Origin of the sequence: Pseudomonas sp. IPO3747, from assembly GCF_013385245.1 — a bacterium.
Classification (GTDB): Bacteria; Pseudomonadota; Gammaproteobacteria; order Pseudomonadales; family Pseudomonadaceae; genus Aquipseudomonas; species Aquipseudomonas edaphica.
Genome location: NZ_JACAQL010000022.1, coordinates 106,959 through 122,711, shown reverse-complemented (window position 1 = coordinate 122,711; position 15,753 = coordinate 106,959). Strand labels below are relative to the sequence as shown.

The following is a 15,753-nucleotide window of genomic DNA, read 5'->3' as shown; positions in this document are numbered from 1 at the left end:
CATCCTTAATGAAAAAATATCGATGGCATCTTAACGGTGAAAACACCACAGGGCTCAACACTTTCAACCTGGCGGGCCCCATGCTTGTGCATTGTTAAATTTTCAGGACAAAAACATTTTTTGTTGTACACAAAATAAAGCTAAAGCTTTATAACCCTCGGGCCGAGACAGTCAGTGATATCAAATAGCCTCTTCGCCCGGTGGTCGTCTCGATGAAAATAAAAAACAAGCTCGTCCTCGCGTTCGTCTCTGTCGCCTTTATCCCGGTTAGCCTGGTTGCAGTTATCTCCGTCATGAACACGCGGACTCAGGCGGTCGATCAGTTTATTGATGGCAGCACCCGCGAAATACGTCAGATCGATGGCAATATCCGGCAATTCTTCGATGGCACCTTGCAGAACGTCGATCAAATGTCTGCTGATCCTGTATACACTTCAGTGAACACTCTAAAAGATTATCAGCCTGCAAACGCCGCGAGTCAGCCAATGCCCGCCCAGGCGCAGCAGGTAATCGACCAGTTTGCCCGTTTTGGCGCCACCCACCCTTCCGCTGCGATTCTGTCCATTGGCCTCGAAGACGGCACCTACGCCAAATGGCCCGATGACCCACAACTGGCCAAATACGACCCGCGCACCCGTCCCTGGTACAAGGCTGCCATGGCCAGCCCCAACAAGACCGTGCGCACACCCGCTTACTACTATGACAAGGATGATGTGGCGCTGGTGGGCACCGCACGTGCGCTGCTCGATAGCAGCGGCAAGGCCAAGGGCGTGTTCGTGGTCAGCGTGTCGCTGAAGAACCTCACCGAATTGCTCAAAAGCATTAAGCTGGGTGAAAGCGGCTACGTGATGTTGATCGAAGACGGCGTGGTGCTGGTCGACCCGCGCAACGCCGCGCACAACTTCAAGCCGCTCAAGGACCTCGGCGCGCCGTATGCGCACTTGGCCGAGACGCCCCAGGGCTCAACCGAGGTGGTCATCGACGGCGTGCGCTACATGGCCAACGTGTGGACCTCACCGGGCCTGGGCTGGCGGTATGTGGGGCTGATCGAATACAACGAAGTCATGGCGGCGGCGACGCGCATGACCTACCTGACCACGGCAATCGTGGCCGTGCTGGTGCTGATCTTCGGGCTGATCGCCGCGGCGTTTTCCAAGGTGATCGTCAAACCGATCGGCCAGGTCAGCACCGGCTTGCAGTCCATCGCCCAGGGTGAAGGCGATTTGCGCCATGAGCTGCAAGTACAGGGCAAGGATGAAACTGCCGAGCTGGCGGGCTGGTTCAATAAATTCCTCGCCGCAATCCGTCAACTGATCCAGCATATTGGCGCGGCCTCCACCAATCTTCAGGACGCGTCACGGGTCAACAGTGAAGTGGCACACAACATGAACGAAGCCGCCGGGCGCCAGCGTGAGGCGGTGGAATTGGTGTCTACCGCGTTCAATGAAATGGTCGCCACCGCCAACGAAGTCGCACGCTCGTGCAGCGGCGCGGCGGAGTCGGCCGAGAACGGCCATCGCCGTGTGGCCGAAGGCAAACAGCAGATCGAAGTCACCACCGATAACGTCAACCGCCTGGGCCGCCGCCTGACCGAGTCATCCCAGGCCATGGTCGAGCTGGAAGCCGGCAGCCGCAGCATCAACCAGATCCTCGGCACTATTCGCGCCATCGCCGAGCAGACCAACCTGCTGGCCCTCAACGCCGCCATCGAAGCCGCCCGCGCCGGTGATCAGGGCCGTGGTTTTGCCGTGGTGGCCGACGAAGTGCGCGCACTGGCCAAGCGCACCTCCGACTCCACCGGCGAGATCGAGCAGTTGCTCGGCACCCTCGGCAGCAAGACCGAAGAAGTCACCCAGAAGATGAGCAGTTGCCTGGACCTGTCCCGCGCCAGCGTGTCGTCCATCGAAAACGCGCGGGACAGTTTCGAGGGCATCCAGTTGTCGGTAAACGAGATCCGCGACCAGAACCTGCAGATTTCCGCCGCCGCCGAGGAGCAACACAGCGTGGCCGAAGAGATCAACCGCCATATCCAGCAGATTTATGACGAGGCAAGGTTGGTGGAGAGCCTGGCCAATGCTGCGCAGGATGATTCGGGGCGGTTATCGAGCCTGTCGCAGGAGCTGAATGGCTTGGTGGGGCGTTTTAAATCCTGATGTGCGCAGCGTAGGTAAAGTGAGCCTGAGTGCCAAATTACCTATCTATACCTGCTGTCTATACCTGCTGTGAAACCATCCACTCGATAAAGGTTTGCAGTCGCACGCTGAAGGGCTCGCCCACGGCACTCGGGTTTCGCGCCTCGAACAGGAAATACGCGATCTGGATGCGCATCGCGGGGTGATGCTGTACGAACAAGGCAACGTGCTCTTCGAGGGTGTACGGCCAGGGCGCGTCGGGGCCGCGCAATATGTTGGTCGCTCGAATCAGCTTGCGAGCCGCTTCGCGTTGCAGCCGCAGGCGCTCGGTTGGGGTATTGGCCTGATGGATGAGGTTGAGATAGCCGCTCAACACGGATTCAAAATCACCATTCAACGCCAAGGCGATTTCGCGCGAAGGCAGGAAGCGTTCAAAGCGCAGCGAAAGATCCTCGCCCCACACACAACGGCAATGATGCTTGAGCCAGAAACCCCATTTACTTGCGTTTTCGGGCGCCAGTACTTCGGCGCGGTGGCCGATATCGAAGTCAATCTTGGTGACCACCGGGTGGCGTTGCTCCAGCGCCTGGCGCAGCGTTTCCAAGTGTGCCAATACCTGTGCATCCGGCGGTTCGAGCAGAATCAGGCTAAGGTCCAGGTCCGATTCGCCTGGGCTTGCTTCGCCCCTGGCGACACTGCCATACACATAAATGCCGTCCAGCCCGGACTGGGAGAGGCTGGCGATGACATCCGCCAGCAGCGGCTCAAACTCAGGCTGGAAGGCGGCATTGCCCAGCGTCAGCACACAGCCCTGGGCATCCACACCGGTCACCGTACTCATGGGCGATGCACCTCGATCACCAGGCCTTCCGCCTCACTCGGCACACAGAAATGGCGGGTGATCAGGTCAAACTCGGCGTCGGTGGCGGCGAAATCATGCTCGCCCTGGGCATTGCGCGCCTGTAAACGGCTGCGGCAGGTGGCGTCATCCAGTTCCAGATAGTGCAGGCAGTGCGGCGCTTGCGCAGCCTGGGCCAAACTCAGCAGCCACTCGCGATTAGCCAGCGTATTGGCTGGGAAGTCCAACACCACGTTGATGCCCGATTGCAGCACGTTGATCACCAACGGCCCGAGCACACCTCGAATACGCTGGGCGCAGCTCACGTAATCGGCAATCGAGAGGACTTCACCGGGGTAAAGGGTGGCGAGCCAATGGTCTTCGCTCAACAGGATGGCGGCGTGTTCAGCGGCCAAAGTGTTGGCCAGGGTGGATTTGCCGGAGGCGATCTTGCCGCACAGCAGGTGCAGGGTTGGCATGGACAGGGTTCCTTTTGTCAGGCCCTGAAGCATGCCAGTTTTCAGGGTTCTGCATAATGAGAACCTATTCTGTAACAGTGAATGGGCACCCTGGTTTCGACAAATTAACGACAAGGGATGGTTATGATTCGCGATGCATTGCCCAAGGACGCCAAGCACATCGCTCAGGTGCATGTGAGCAGTTGGCAACAGGCTTATGTAGACCTGATGCCAGCAGATTTTCTGGCCTCGCTGAGCACAACACTGCCGCAGAAAGAGGCTAACTGGGCGCGCTTGATTGAAAGCCAAGACGCTGGCGTATTAGTCGCCGAAGTGGATGGCAACGTTATCGGCTGGCTGTCGCTGGGCCTTTGCCGGGATACGGACACGCCTGAGGTCGCATCGGGAGAGGTCATGGCTATCTACGTGTTGGCGGACTACTGGGGTCACGGCATCGGCGCGCAATTGTGGCAGGCGGGTTTCCAACGTTTGGTTGAACAGGGTTATAAACGCATTTCCTTATGGGTTTTAGCCGCCAACCAAAGAGCCGTACGTTTCTATACACGCTTTGGCGGCACTGAAGACCCGGGTAGCCGTCGCACGCTGGTGCGCGGTGGCGTGACGCTGGAAGAGGTGCGCTATGTGTGGACCCGTTGAGGCGCTGTCAAACCCTGAAATAATATTTCGACACGAATTGCGCTGAACTATCCGCCAGGCTCTACGCTCCTTCCCTATGCGCTGCCCCGCCCCGGGGCGTTGGATAAAACAAGGAGCCGCGACCCCATGACCACCCTTCCCGCCTACCCACTCGTCAGGCCTGGCCCGCTGCACTCGACCCTGTTGGCCGGCACCGTGCCGTTGTTTCTGGGCACGTTGCTCAGTGACATCGCCTACGGCCAGACCTATCAGATCCAATGGGCCAACTTCGCGTCCTGGCTGATCGCCGGTGCCTTAGTGTTTTGTGGCTTTGCATTGTTGTTCGCGCTGGTCAACCTGGTGCGCGCCGAGCATAAAGGCGGACGCCCCGCCGCGTACTTCCTGCTGTTACTGATCACCTGGGGACTCGGGCTGGTCAACGCCTTCCAACATGCCAAGGACGCCTACGCCATGATGCCGGTTGGCCTGGTACTGTCGGTTATCGTGACGGTTCTGGCGATTGTTGCCACATGGGTCGGCCTGACCAACCTGCGCTCGGGAGCTGCCAAATGAACCCACTCAATACGCTGACCTTGCTGAGCGCAGCGCTGTTGCTGAGCGCGTGTGGCGACGCCGGCGACAAAACCCAGGCACGCGGTCCCGATCCCAAACTGCCCGAGCAACAAAGCAGCCTGCTGCCGAGCATGAAGATTGCCGAGCCGACACCCTGGGGCGAGCAAAAACCCACGGTGCCGCAAGGCTACAGCGTCACGGCCATCGCCACCGACCTGGCCATTCCTCGGCAAACCCTGGTGCTGCCCAATGGCGATATCATCGTCGCCGAAGGCCGTGGCGGCAGTGCGGCCAAGCTCAAGCCCAAGGATGTAATCGCCAGCGTGATCAAGGCCCAGGGCAACACCAAGGTCAAGGGTGGTAACCGCCTCACGTTGCTGCGCGATGCCGACGGTGACGGCAACTACGAGCTCAAGACCGTGTTTGCCGACAACCTCAACGCGCCCTATGGCCTGGCTTTCGCCGACGGCAAGCTGTACGTGGCCAACCAGGATGCCCTGGTGCGCTTCGACTATACCGACGGCCAGACCAAAGCCAGCGGCGCGCCAACCAAAATCATCGACCTGCCAGCGCAGATCAACCATCACTGGACCAAATCCCTGGCCATCAGCGAAGACGGGCGCCAGCTCTATGTGGGCATTGGCTCCAACAGCAACATCACCGAGCGCGGCATGGAAGTGGAGATCGACCGCGCCATGGTCTGGCAGATCGACGCAGCCAGCGGCGCGCACAAGCCCTACGCCACCGGCCTGCGCAACCCGACCGCACTGACCATTCAGCCGGGCTCGGGGCAATTGTGGACGGTGGTCAACGAACGCGATGAACTCGGCCCCGACCTGGTGCCGGACTACCTCACCTCAGTGCGCGAAGGCGCCTTCTACGGCTGGCCCTACAGCTACTGGGGCCAGAACGTCGACCCCCGCGCGCAACCGCAGAACCCACTGAAAGTGGCGGCCGCGATCAAGCCGGATTACAGCCTGGGCTCGCACGTTGCGGCACTGGGCGTGGATTTTTCGATACCGGCCATGGGTGAACAATTCGCCGACGGCGTGTTTGTCGGCGAACACGGCAGCTGGAACCGCGACAACCCGGTGGGCTACAAGGTGATCTTCGTACCGTTCAGCAACGGCAAGCCGGCTGGCGAACCGATTGATTTCGCCACCGGTTTCCGTGGCGACGACGGCAAGACCCGTGGCCGCCCGGTGGGCGTGACGGTCGACCCCAAAGGTGCGCTGATCATTGCTGACGACTTGGCCAACACCGTTTGGCGGGTGACACGCAATCGGTAACCGCCGTTGAACCTTGTCACTGTGGCGAGGGAGCTTGCTCCCGCTGGGCTGCGAAGCGGCCCCTGCTCTTTGCTTCAAGAGCATGGGACTGCTACGCAGTCCAACGGGAGCAAGCGCCCTCGCCACAGGGGACGGGTTTACAGGTCAGTGATTTCCTTATGCCGCGGCACCAGCGCCTTCATCACGCTCCACGCGACCAGGTACGCCAAGGCACAAATCGCAAACATGATCATATAGCCGGTGTGAATGTCGTTGATGGACTTGTAGTAGTCGAACACCCAGCCACCGATCTTGGTCATCACCACACCGCCCAGGCCGCCCGCCATACCGCCGATGCCGACCACCGATGCCACGGTTTTTTGCGGAAACATATCCGACACGGTAGTGAAAATGTTGCACGACCACGCCTGGTGCGCCGAGGCGCCCACGCCGATCAACAACACCGGCACCCAGAAGCTCAGGTAACCGAACGGTTGCGCCAACAGCACCACCAGAGGGAACAGCGCGATCACCAGCATGGCTTTCATGCGGCCGTCATACGGGGCATCACCGCGCGCCATAAAGTAGCTGGGGAACCAGCCGCCGCCGATACTGCCGACCATGGTCATGCTGTACAGCACGGCCAACGGCATCACGATATCCGCGCCTTTCATGTTGTATTGCGCCGACAGGTACGTGGGCAGCCAGAACAGGAAAAACCACCACACGCCGTCGGTCATGAACTTGCCGAAGGCGAACGCCCAGGTCTGGCGGTAGGTCAGCAGCTTGAACCACGAGACTTTTTTCGGCGTCGCCCCCACAGGCTCAGGCGCGAAAGGCTGTACGGTCTGGTCACTGCGGATGTAGGCCAGTTCTTCGGCGGACAAGCGCTTTTGCTGCTCCGGTTTCTCATAGAGCATCGACCACACCGCCACCCACACAAACCCGAGCATGCCGATCACGATAAACGCGGCTTCCCAGCCCCACATGCCGGCAATCAGCGGCACACAGATCGGCGCGAGGATTGCACCCACGTTGGCGCCGGAGTTGAAGATGCCGGTGGCCAGGGAGCGTTCTTTTTTCGGGAAATATTCCGCAGTAGCCTTGATCGCGATGGGGAAGTTGCCCGCCTCGCCAATCGCCAGCACGGCGCGGGAGAGCATAAAGCCAGCAATCGACACCGGGATCACCGCCAGGCCGATGGCGGCGCTGAGCGAGGCAATCCCCGCGCCCATCGGCACCGAGAACGCATGCATGATCGCGCCGGTGGACCAGATGGCAATCGCCACCACATAGGCCGCCTTGGTGCCGATCTTGTCGACAAACCGCCCGGCAAACAGCATGGCAATCGCATAAACGAACTGGAACACCGCAGCGATGTTGGCGTAATCGGTGTTGCTCCAGCCAAATTGCGTCGACAGTTGCGGCGCCAAGAGGCTGAGCACTTGGCGGTCGAGGTAATTGACGGTGGTGGCAAAGAACAACATCGCGCAGATGGTCCAGCGATAGTTGCCGACGGCCTGGCCGACGCGGTGGGCGTTGATGGGCTCATTCAAATTCATGGCATCACTTTTTATTTTTGTTAGATAGGACATATGTAACGTCATATGTCGTCGTACAACTGCGACTTTTATAGCCGGGCGCCTTGGCGGTGTCAATCTGAAAGATTGCCGTTTCTTCAGGTATTACTTGGGCGTATAAACAATCAGTTCAAAGCGGTTGTAGGATGACAAACGCGAAACACCCGGCTAGGCGCCTTGCCCGGTACATCGTCGAGCAGGCCGTAGGGCTGCATGCCTAGCTTTTCCAACACACGGATCGAAGCCGCATGATCGGGTCGCACCAGACCGAAAACCTCCGGCAGATTCAGTGTTTGGAAGGCCAGCGCCAGCGCATCCCGACCCAGCTCGGTGGCGTAGCCCTGCCCCCACGCCTCCACGGCGAAGCGATAACCCAGGTTGATGCGCCGCTCGGTCAGGTAATTAAGCGGCGCTATGCCGCCAAAGCCAATGAGGTGCCCAGGCTGCTCCTTACGGGCGATCGCCCACCAGCCATAACCCTGGGCGGCCCACTGTTCGAGCCAATGGTTGAGCACACGCTGGGCGTGCTCCAGGCTGGCCATCGGCCCTGCAGGGTTGAACATATTTGTCTGCGGGTCACCGAAGATCGCGAACAATCGCTGCACATCGTTGGCTTCGGGCTTGCGGTAGATCAGCCGTGAGAGGGTGTCAGGCATGCGCATAATTCCTTGTTGATGCCATGAAGTTCAACGCATCAGCAAAAAAACGCAAATAGAGGTGAATTATTTCATGTCGGCTTGTATCTGAACTGACAGAGCGGTGCCATCGCAACGATGGCACCTCCCCTGTTCAGTTTTAGAGTGACCCGCATGAAATTACGTAAGAAAAGCGTCAAACCCATCGGTTTGAAAGACATCACCATCGTCGACGATACCAAGGTGCGCAAGGCCATCACCGCCGCCGCACTGGGTAACGCCATGGAGTGGTTCGACTTTGGTGTCTACGGGTTCGTCGCCTATGTGCTCGGCAAGGTGTTCTTCCCCGACGCCTCGCCCAGCGTACAAATGATCGCTGCCTTGGGTACCTTCTCCGTGCCCTTCCTGATTCGCCCGCTGGGCGGCCTGTTCTTCGGTGCCCTGGGTGACAAATACGGGCGGCAGAAAGTATTGGCCGCCACCATCGTGATCATGTCCCTGAGCACCTTCGCCATCGGCCTGATCCCCGGCTACGCCTCGATAGGCATCTGGGCGCCGATCCTGCTGCTGTTGTGCAAAATGGCCCAGGGCTTCTCGGTGGGCGGTGAATACACCGGCGCCTCGATCTTTGTCGCCGAATATGCACCGGACCGTAAACGCGGGTTCCTTGGCAGCTGGCTGGACTTCGGCTCCATCGCCGGTTTTGTGCTCGGTGCCGGCGTCGTGGTACTGATCTCGACGATCCTCGGTGAAGCTGACTTCGAGGCCTGGGGCTGGCGCCTGCCGTTCTTCCTCGCCCTGCCCCTGGGCATCATCGGCCTGTACCTGCGTCACGCGCTGGAAGAAACCCCGGCCTTCCAGCAGCACATGGACAAGCTCGAACAAGGCGACCGCCAGGGCCTGACCCACGGCCCCAAAGTCTCGTTCAAGGAAGTCGCGACCCAGCATTGGCGCAGCCTGCTGACCTGCATCGGTATCGTCGCGGCCACCAACGTGACGTACTACATGCTGCTCACGTATATGCCCAGCTACCTGTCGCACAACCTGCATTACAAAGAAAACAGCGGCGTACTGATCATCATCGCGATCATGGTCGGCATGCTGTTCGTGCAGCCATTTATCGGCTTTGTCAGTGACAAGATCGGCCGAAAACCCTTCATCATCGCCGGCAGCGTGGGCCTGCTGTTCCTGTCCATTCCGGCGTTCATGCTGATCACCAGCGGCAAGATCGGCCTGATCTTCGCCGGCCTGCTGATCCTGGCGGTGGTCCTCAACTTCTTTATCGGCGTGATGGCCTCGACCCTGCCGGCGATGTTCCCCACGCACCTGCGCTACAGCGCGCTGGCCAGTGCGTTCAACGTCTCGGTATTGATCGCCGGTGTCACCCCCACCGCCGTGGCGTGGCTGGTGGAAAGCACAAACGACCTGTTCATGCCCGCCTACTACCTGATGGTGTTTGCCGTGGTCGGCTTGATCACGGGCCTGACCATGAAGGAAACCGCCAACAAGCCACTGCGCGGCGCCGCGCCTGCGGCCTCGGACATGGCAGAAGCCAAGGAAATACTGCAAGAGCACCACGACAATATCGAGCAGAAGATCGAAGACATCGACACTCAGATTGCCGAACTGGAAGCCAAGCGCCAGAACCTGGTGCAGCAGCACCCACGCATCAACTGACTACTGACCTGGTGTGGCGGCCCCTGCCGCCATGCCTTTGGAGTGCCTGAACATGGTTCCAAGCGTCACCGCAGCACACTCGCTACTCAGCGCCGACGAACGCGCTGCCATCGCCGAAATAGAAGCCACCACCAGCATCCTGCAACTGGTTACCCGCTTGACCGGCATGCGCTTTGCCGGCATCGCCAAATTCACTGACCTTGAGTGGGTCGTCTGCTCGGTGCACGACACGGCCGACATGGGCATTCATGTCGACGACGTGCTCGACCTCGAAACCACACTGTGTAGTGAGTTCTGCATTAACCCGCAGACCCTGTTCATCCCGCAGATCAGCCACAACGGCCGCTTCGCCGCGCGCCCGGTGGTCAAGCAGTTCGCCATCGAAAGCTACGCCGGTGCGCCGATCTTCCTGCCTGATGGGCGCCTGTTCGGCGCATTGTGCGCGCTGGATTCGCGCGCGATGCTGTTTGAAGACCCCAACCTGCCGGAAACCCTGAGCCTGTTTGCGCGGCTGATCGGCTGTATTTTTTTCGCTAACTTGAGCTCGGTTGATCAGTGAGCTTGCCGCGCAAGGCGGCCATGTCGCGCTTGGGCGGCACACCGAACAGCCGGCTGTACTCACGACTGAACTGTGACGGGCTTTCATAACCCACCTTGAACGCCGCACTGGACACGTCTTGATGTTCGTTGAGCATCAAGCGCCGCGCTTCATTCAAGCGCAGCCATTTCTGATACTGCAAAGGGCTCATCGCGGTCAGGTGACGAAAGTGATGATGAAAGGTGGCAGCGCTCATCTGCACCCGCGCCGCCAACTCCTCCACCCGCAACGGTGCGGTGTAGTTGAGCTTCAGCCAATCGATCGCCTTGGCGATCCGATAGCCCTGCCCGTCAACGGCGCAGATCCTGCGCAGGCACCCGGCCTGGTCAGTCTTTAACAGCCGGTAATGGATTTCACGCTGAATCAAAGGCGCGAGTACCGGGATCGCCTCGGGTTCGTCCAGCAAAGCGACCAAGCGTGCGAACGCTGCCAGCATGCCTTCGGTGACCGTGCCGATTCCCACCCCTTTCATCACTGCCCGCTCCCGAGTGGGCGGCAACTCACTCTGGGCGATCAGCTCGGCGAGGATGCGCAGGTCCAGTTTGTAGGTCAGGCCCAGGCAGGGCCGGGCCGGGCTGGCAACCAGCACTTCGGAGTTGGCCGGGATATCCAAAGACGTCAGCAGAAACCGCGTCGGGTCATAGGGGTAGCCTTCACCGCCGACCCACAGTTGTTTTTCACCCTGGGCGACCAGCACGACGCACGGCTCGACCATGCACACCACCGGCGCTGCCGGCTGCTCACGCCGATAAAAGCCCAGGCCCGGGACTGGCATGGGGTAATCGCCGGGCGCCGTGACCTGCGCGTTGATCGCCTGGATCAAGGCGTCCAGGGGCAATGGATTAATCGTCATAAAAGGCTCTTTTAAGGCGTGACCGAACTGTACCGCGCACACCAAGCAAGTGTCACCGACAACCCACAAGACTCAGAGGATCAGGCAAGTAATCCACTGGAACGCACTACAGAACGCCGGTCCATGCCGGCAAAATGCGCGGACCAACCTTATCCGGGATCACGCCATGAAAAGCCTTTTGCTCGCCCTGAGCGTGCTGCTGACGTCTTTTTCTTCATTGGGAGCCGATATGTCCAACGGTGCTGACAACTTCTACAAAAGCGACAAAGTGACGGTGCAAAACGTCACCTTCAACAACCAGTACGGCATGGCGGTGGCGGGCCATTTGTTCATGCCGAAAAACCTCGCCCCCGGCGCAAAAAACCCAGCCCTTGTGGTTGGGCACCCGATGGGCGCCGTCAAAGAGCAGAGCGCAGATCTATACGCTACCAAAATGGCCGAACAAGGCTTCGTCACCTTGTCTCTGGACTTGTCATTCTGGGGCGATAGCGCAGGCTCACCACGCAATGCGGTGCTGCCCGACCTCTACGTCGAGGACTTCAGCGCTGCCGTGGATTTCCTCGGTACCCGCCCGCAAGTTGATCGCGAGCGCATCGGTGTGATCGGTATTTGCGGCAGTGGCAGCTTCGCCATTGCCGCCGCGAAGATTGACCCACGCTTTAAGGCAATCGCTACCGTGAGCATGTACGACATGGGTGCGGCCAACCGCAATGGCCTCAAACATAGCGTGACGCTGGCGCAACGTCAGCAACTGCTGCGCCAGGCCGCCAACCAGCGCTATGTGGAATTCCAGGGCGGCGAGACCGTCTACACCGGCGGCACGCCAGCCACCCTCACCGGCGATGCGGTGGGTGATGAGTTTTACGATTTCTACCGTACGGCGCGCGGCGAATTCACACCCGTCGGCGGCTCACCGCAAACCACCACGCGGCCGACCCTGACCAGTAATGTGAAGTTCCTGAACTTCTACCCCTTCAACGATATCGAGACGCTATCCCCTCGCCCGCTGTTATTGATCGCCGGCGCCGACGCGCACTCACGTGAATTCAGTGAAGACGCCTACCAACGCGCGGCCGAGCCCAAGGAACTGCTGATTATCCCGGGCGCAGGCCATGTCGATCTTTACGACCGGGTCGATCTGATCCCTTTCGACAGACTCGCCACTTTCTTCAAAGGCCACTTGAAATAATGTCCGATAAATCACAGATGCATAGCTGGGCCGCGGTGTTTGCGATGTCGTTGGCGGCGTTCGCACTGGTGGCCTCTGAGTTCATGCCGGTAAGCCTGCTGACGCCGTTGGCCGCCGACCTGCAGATTTCCGAAGGCCAGGCCGGCCAAGGCATCTCGGTGTCCGGTCTGTTCGCCTTGCTCACCAGCCTGGTCATCGCTGCCGTCGCTGCGCGGGTTGAGCGCAAGCGTCTGCTGTTGGCGCTGATCGTCGTGATGATCCTGTCTGGAACCGTGGTGGCGCTGGCGCCGAATTACTTGACGTTCATGCTCGGTCGCGCGCTGATCGGCGTGGCCATTGGCGGCTTCTGGTCGCTGTCGGCGGCGACCGCCATGCGCCTGGTGCCCACGGCCCAAACACCGCGCGCGCTGGCGATAGTGAATGGCGGCAACGCGCTGGCAACGGTGATCGCGGCGCCTTTGGGCAGCTTTCTTGGCGCACTGATCGGTTGGCGTGGCGCATTCTTCTGCGTCGTGCCGGTGGCGGTAGCGGCGGGCCTATGGCTGCTGTTCAGCTTGCCCGCGATCAAGGTGCAAGGCCAAGCCAAGACTGGCAATGTGCTGCGCTTGTTCAAACAGACGCCTGTGGCCCTGGGCATGCTCGCCATCAGTGGCTTTTTCATGGGCCAGTTCATGCTGTTCACTTACCTGCGTCCGTTTCTGGAAAGCGCCACGCGGGTCAGTACCTCCACACTCTCGTTGATGCTGTTGGTACTCGGCCTGGCCGGGCTGGCGGGCACTGTGCTGATAGAGCGCGTGCTGAAAAACCGCCTGTATCCTGTGCTGATTGCCATTCCATTGATCATGGCGGTGATCGCCGTGGCCCTGGTGGCCTTCGGCGGCTCGCCGATCACCACAGCCGTGTTACTCGGTTGCTGGGGTTTCGTGGCAACCGCCGCGCCGGTGGGTTGGTGGACCTGGCTGGCGCACGTGTTGCCGGACGATGCCGAAGCCGGCGGTGGATTGATGGTGGCGATCATTCAATTGGCAATCACTGCCGGTGCCACTGTCGGTGGCCTGGCGTTCGACCACAGCGGTTATCAGGCGACCTTTGAACTCAGCGCAGCCACGCTGGGGGTTGCCGTGCTGCTGGCAGGCCTGGCCGCGCGGCACTCAGCGCCGGGGTTGATGGCCAGCCGCCCTACCTGAAAAACTGACTCGGCGTCTTGCCAAACTGTTTCTTGAACATGCTGGTAAAGGCGCTCGGGCTCTCGTAGCCCAGTTCGATGGCAACATCGATAATCTTCTGCCCCACCGCAATCCGCTCCAGCGCCAGCAGCAAGCGCGCCTGCTGGCGCCATTGGCCGAAGGTCAACCCGGTTTCCTTTCGAAACAGACGCTGGATGGTCTTCTGGTCCAGCTCAAGCCGCCCACTCCAATCCTCCACCGTCGACGCATCCCCAGGATCCTGCTGCAGCGCCAGGCATATCCGGTTGATACGCGCGTCGCCCGGTTGTGGCAACGACAGCGGCAAGGCGGGCAGAATCGCCAGTTCATCAAGGATCAGGTGCATGATCCGCGCATCGCGTGAGTCCTCGGCATACGGCGGTTTCAAACTCACTGACGCCTTGATCAGCTCACTCAGCAACGGTGAAACGCTCACCGCCTTGGTCTCGGTCGGCAGGTTCGGGAACGCTTCGGGGCGCACAAACACACTGCGCATTTTCAACGGGCCGACACAGCGCAGCGAGTGGACTTGCCCGCAAGGCATCCAGAAGCCACGATTGGACGGCACCGTCCACTGGTTCTGCGCCGAGTGCACCACCATCACGCCCTCGATGGCGTAGAGTAACTGGTGCTTTTCGTGGCTGTGCTCGGGGATCACCCAGTTTTCGGGATAATCGGTGGCAGAACTGATCACCGCCCAGTCGCCTGCGTCGATTTCCTGCAAAAATTCATTCAGTGGTTTGATCATTTCGCCCTTTTTGCGACAGTTGTCTCCCGAATTTCGTGAGACAGGCATTGGCGCCGAATTTAGCATAACCGCTGAAACAATTAGAAATGGGTGGCGAGCTCAAGTACTCGCCACCTCAGTTTGCTGCCCTGTATGGAATGCCTGCATGACGACCGTCACCGCGTCACCCGCCGCTGCAACCACTACACCCCAAGTGAGCCCCTTGGTTATGCGCGTCCTCGGCGCCTGCGCCTTGGCCCACCTGATCAATGACCTGATCCAGGCCGTGCTGCCCTCGATCTACCCGATGCTCAAAGCCAACTACGGGCTGAGCTTCACCCAGGTGGGCCTGATCACCCTGACCTTCCAACTGACCGCCTCCTTGCTGCAACCCTGGATCGGCTACCACACCGACCGCCACCCCAAGCCCTGGCTGTTGCCGGCCGGCATGGTGTGTACCTTGATCGGCATCCTGATGCTGGCGTTTGTCGGCACTTTCCCGGCGATCTTGTTGGCGGCGGCCTTGGTGGGCGTCGGCTCGTCGACCTTCCACCCGGAAACCTCGCGCGTCGCGCGCCTGGCCTCCGGCGGGCGTTATGGCCTGGCGCAATCGACCTTCCAGGTCGGCGGCAACACCGGCAGCGCCTTCGGCCCGTTGCTGGCGGCGGCGATCATCATTCCTTACGGCCAAAGCCATATCGCCTGGTTCGGGCTGTTCGCTGTGTTTGCGATTCTGGTGCTGTACGGCCTGAGCCGCTGGTACCGCAACCACCTCAACCTGTTCAAGCTCAAGCAAGGTGGCAAGGCCACCCACGGCTTGTCCAAAGGCCGCGTGACCTTTGCCCTGGTGGTGCTGGCGCTGCTGGTGTTCTCCAAATACTTCTACATGACCAGCCTGACCAGCTACTTCACCTTCTACCTGATCGAGAAGTTCCAGCTGTCGGTGGCCAGTTCGCAGATGTACCTGTTCCTGTTCCTTGGCGCGGTGGCCGTGGGCACCTTCGCCGGTGGCCCGATTGGCGACAAGATCGGGCGCAAGAAAGTCATCTGGTTCTCAATCCTCGGCGCGGCGCCCTTCACCCTGGCCCTGCCCTACGTCGACCTGTTCTGGACCGCCGTACTCAGCGTGGTGATCGGCTTTATCATCGCCTCGGCCTTCTCGGCCATCGTGGTCTTCGCCCAGGAACTGGTGCCGGGCAATGTGGGGATGATCGCCGGTATCTTCTTCGGCCTGATGTTCGGCTTCAGCGGCATTGGCGCCGCGTTGCTGGGCTTGCTCGCTGACAACCATGGCATTGAGTACGTTTATAAGATCTGCTCGTTCCTGCCACTGGCGGGCATCCTCACGATATTGCTGCCCTCGACCAAAGGCGTCTGACCCGCC

The 15,753-nt window shown here is 60.2% G+C and carries 16 protein-coding genes; 9 read left to right on the top strand and 7 right to left on the bottom strand.

Annotated features, from left to right (window positions below; translation table 11 throughout):
• Positions 1–140: 140 nt before the first annotated feature.
• The gene (locus HX790_RS29620; RefSeq protein ID WP_256349297.1) at positions 141–410 is read right to left on the bottom strand and encodes a hypothetical protein; all 270 of its coding nucleotides are present in this window, start codon (positions 408–410) and stop codon (positions 141–143) included.
• Between HX790_RS29620 and HX790_RS22040 the strand changes: the two genes are divergently transcribed.
• The gene (locus tag HX790_RS22040) at positions 294–2,153 is read left to right on the top strand and encodes a methyl-accepting chemotaxis protein (protein ID WP_225932994.1); all 1,860 of its coding nucleotides are present in this window, start codon (positions 294–296) and stop codon (positions 2,151–2,153) included. The genes HX790_RS29620 and HX790_RS22040 overlap by 117 nt on opposite strands.
• Positions 2,154–2,211: 58 nt before the next feature.
• Here the strand turns inward: HX790_RS22040 and HX790_RS22035 are convergent, their stop codons facing one another.
• Complete coding sequence (locus HX790_RS22035) at positions 2,212–2,973, bottom strand: nucleotidyltransferase domain-containing protein (RefSeq protein WP_176992138.1); 762 nt, start codon at positions 2,971–2,973, stop codon at positions 2,212–2,214.
• A complete protein-coding gene (locus tag HX790_RS22030; protein ID WP_176992137.1) occupies positions 2,970–3,449 on the bottom strand; it encodes an ATP-binding protein in 480 nt (159 codons plus the stop codon). Before HX790_RS22030 ends, HX790_RS22035 begins: the two co-directional genes overlap by 4 nt.
• A 123-nt stretch (positions 3,450–3,572) precedes the next feature.
• Between HX790_RS22030 and HX790_RS22025 the strand changes: the two genes are divergently transcribed.
• The 3 genes from HX790_RS22025 (at position 3,573) to HX790_RS22015 (ending at position 5,926) form a co-directional block, all read left to right on the top strand.
• Positions 3,573–4,085 carry a GNAT family N-acetyltransferase gene (locus HX790_RS22025; RefSeq protein WP_017138949.1) on the top strand — a complete coding sequence of 171 codons (513 nt, stop codon included), beginning with the start codon at positions 3,573–3,575 and terminating at the stop codon, positions 4,083–4,085.
• Positions 4,086–4,211: 126 nt separating this feature from the next.
• Positions 4,212–4,637, top strand: coding sequence for a DUF2231 domain-containing protein (locus HX790_RS22020; RefSeq protein WP_017138950.1), 426 nt, complete (start codon positions 4,212–4,214; stop codon positions 4,635–4,637).
• On the top strand, positions 4,634–5,926 hold the full coding sequence (locus tag HX790_RS22015) for a sorbosone dehydrogenase family protein (RefSeq protein ID WP_017138951.1): 1,293 nt from the start codon (positions 4,634–4,636) through the stop codon (positions 5,924–5,926). Before HX790_RS22020 ends, HX790_RS22015 begins: the two co-directional genes overlap by 4 nt.
• Positions 5,927–6,063: 137 nt before the next feature.
• Here the strand turns inward: HX790_RS22015 and HX790_RS22010 are convergent, their stop codons facing one another.
• Positions 6,064–7,467 carry an MFS transporter gene (locus tag HX790_RS22010; protein ID WP_099549644.1) on the bottom strand — a complete coding sequence of 468 codons (1,404 nt, stop codon included), beginning with the start codon at positions 7,465–7,467 and terminating at the stop codon, positions 6,064–6,066.
• A 143-nt stretch (positions 7,468–7,610) separates the two neighbouring features.
• Positions 7,611–8,141, bottom strand: coding sequence for a GNAT family N-acetyltransferase (locus tag HX790_RS22005; RefSeq protein WP_017138952.1), 531 nt, complete (start codon positions 8,139–8,141; stop codon positions 7,611–7,613).
• A 153-nt stretch (positions 8,142–8,294) separates the two neighbouring features.
• Here HX790_RS22005 and proP point away from each other — a divergent pair, with 153 nt between their 5' ends.
• Entirely contained in the window at positions 8,295–9,797 is a 1,503-nt protein-coding gene (proP, locus tag HX790_RS22000) for a glycine betaine/L-proline transporter ProP (protein WP_017138953.1), read from the top strand.
• Positions 9,798–9,849: 52 nt separating this feature from the next.
• On the top strand, positions 9,850–10,356 hold the full coding sequence (locus HX790_RS21995; protein WP_017138954.1) for a GAF domain-containing protein: 507 nt from the start codon (positions 9,850–9,852) through the stop codon (positions 10,354–10,356).
• Here the strand turns inward: HX790_RS21995 and HX790_RS21990 are convergent.
• A complete protein-coding gene (locus tag HX790_RS21990) occupies positions 10,331–11,248 on the bottom strand; it encodes an AraC family transcriptional regulator (RefSeq protein ID WP_176992136.1) in 918 nt (305 codons plus the stop codon). The genes HX790_RS21995 and HX790_RS21990 overlap by 26 nt on opposite strands.
• Before the next feature lie 166 nt (positions 11,249–11,414).
• Between HX790_RS21990 and HX790_RS21985 the strand changes: the two genes are divergently transcribed.
• The gene (locus HX790_RS21985) at positions 11,415–12,437 is read left to right on the top strand and encodes an alpha/beta hydrolase (RefSeq protein ID WP_099549642.1); all 1,023 of its coding nucleotides are present in this window, start codon (positions 11,415–11,417) and stop codon (positions 12,435–12,437) included.
• A complete protein-coding gene (locus HX790_RS21980; protein WP_176992135.1) occupies positions 12,437–13,624 on the top strand; it encodes an MFS transporter in 1,188 nt (395 codons plus the stop codon). Before HX790_RS21985 ends, HX790_RS21980 begins: the two co-directional genes overlap by 1 nt.
• On the opposite strand, the gene HX790_RS21975 is transcribed toward HX790_RS21980, so the two are convergent.
• On the bottom strand, positions 13,617–14,438 hold the full coding sequence (locus HX790_RS21975; RefSeq protein ID WP_026013835.1) for a helix-turn-helix domain-containing protein: 822 nt from the start codon (positions 14,436–14,438) through the stop codon (positions 13,617–13,619). The genes HX790_RS21980 and HX790_RS21975 overlap by 8 nt on opposite strands.
• 97 nt (positions 14,439–14,535) lie before the next feature.
• On the opposite strand from HX790_RS21975, the gene HX790_RS21970 reads away from it, so the two are divergent.
• Positions 14,536–15,747, top strand: coding sequence for an MFS transporter (locus tag HX790_RS21970; RefSeq protein WP_017138958.1), 1,212 nt, complete (start codon positions 14,536–14,538; stop codon positions 15,745–15,747).
• Positions 15,748–15,753: the final 6 nt, after the last annotated feature.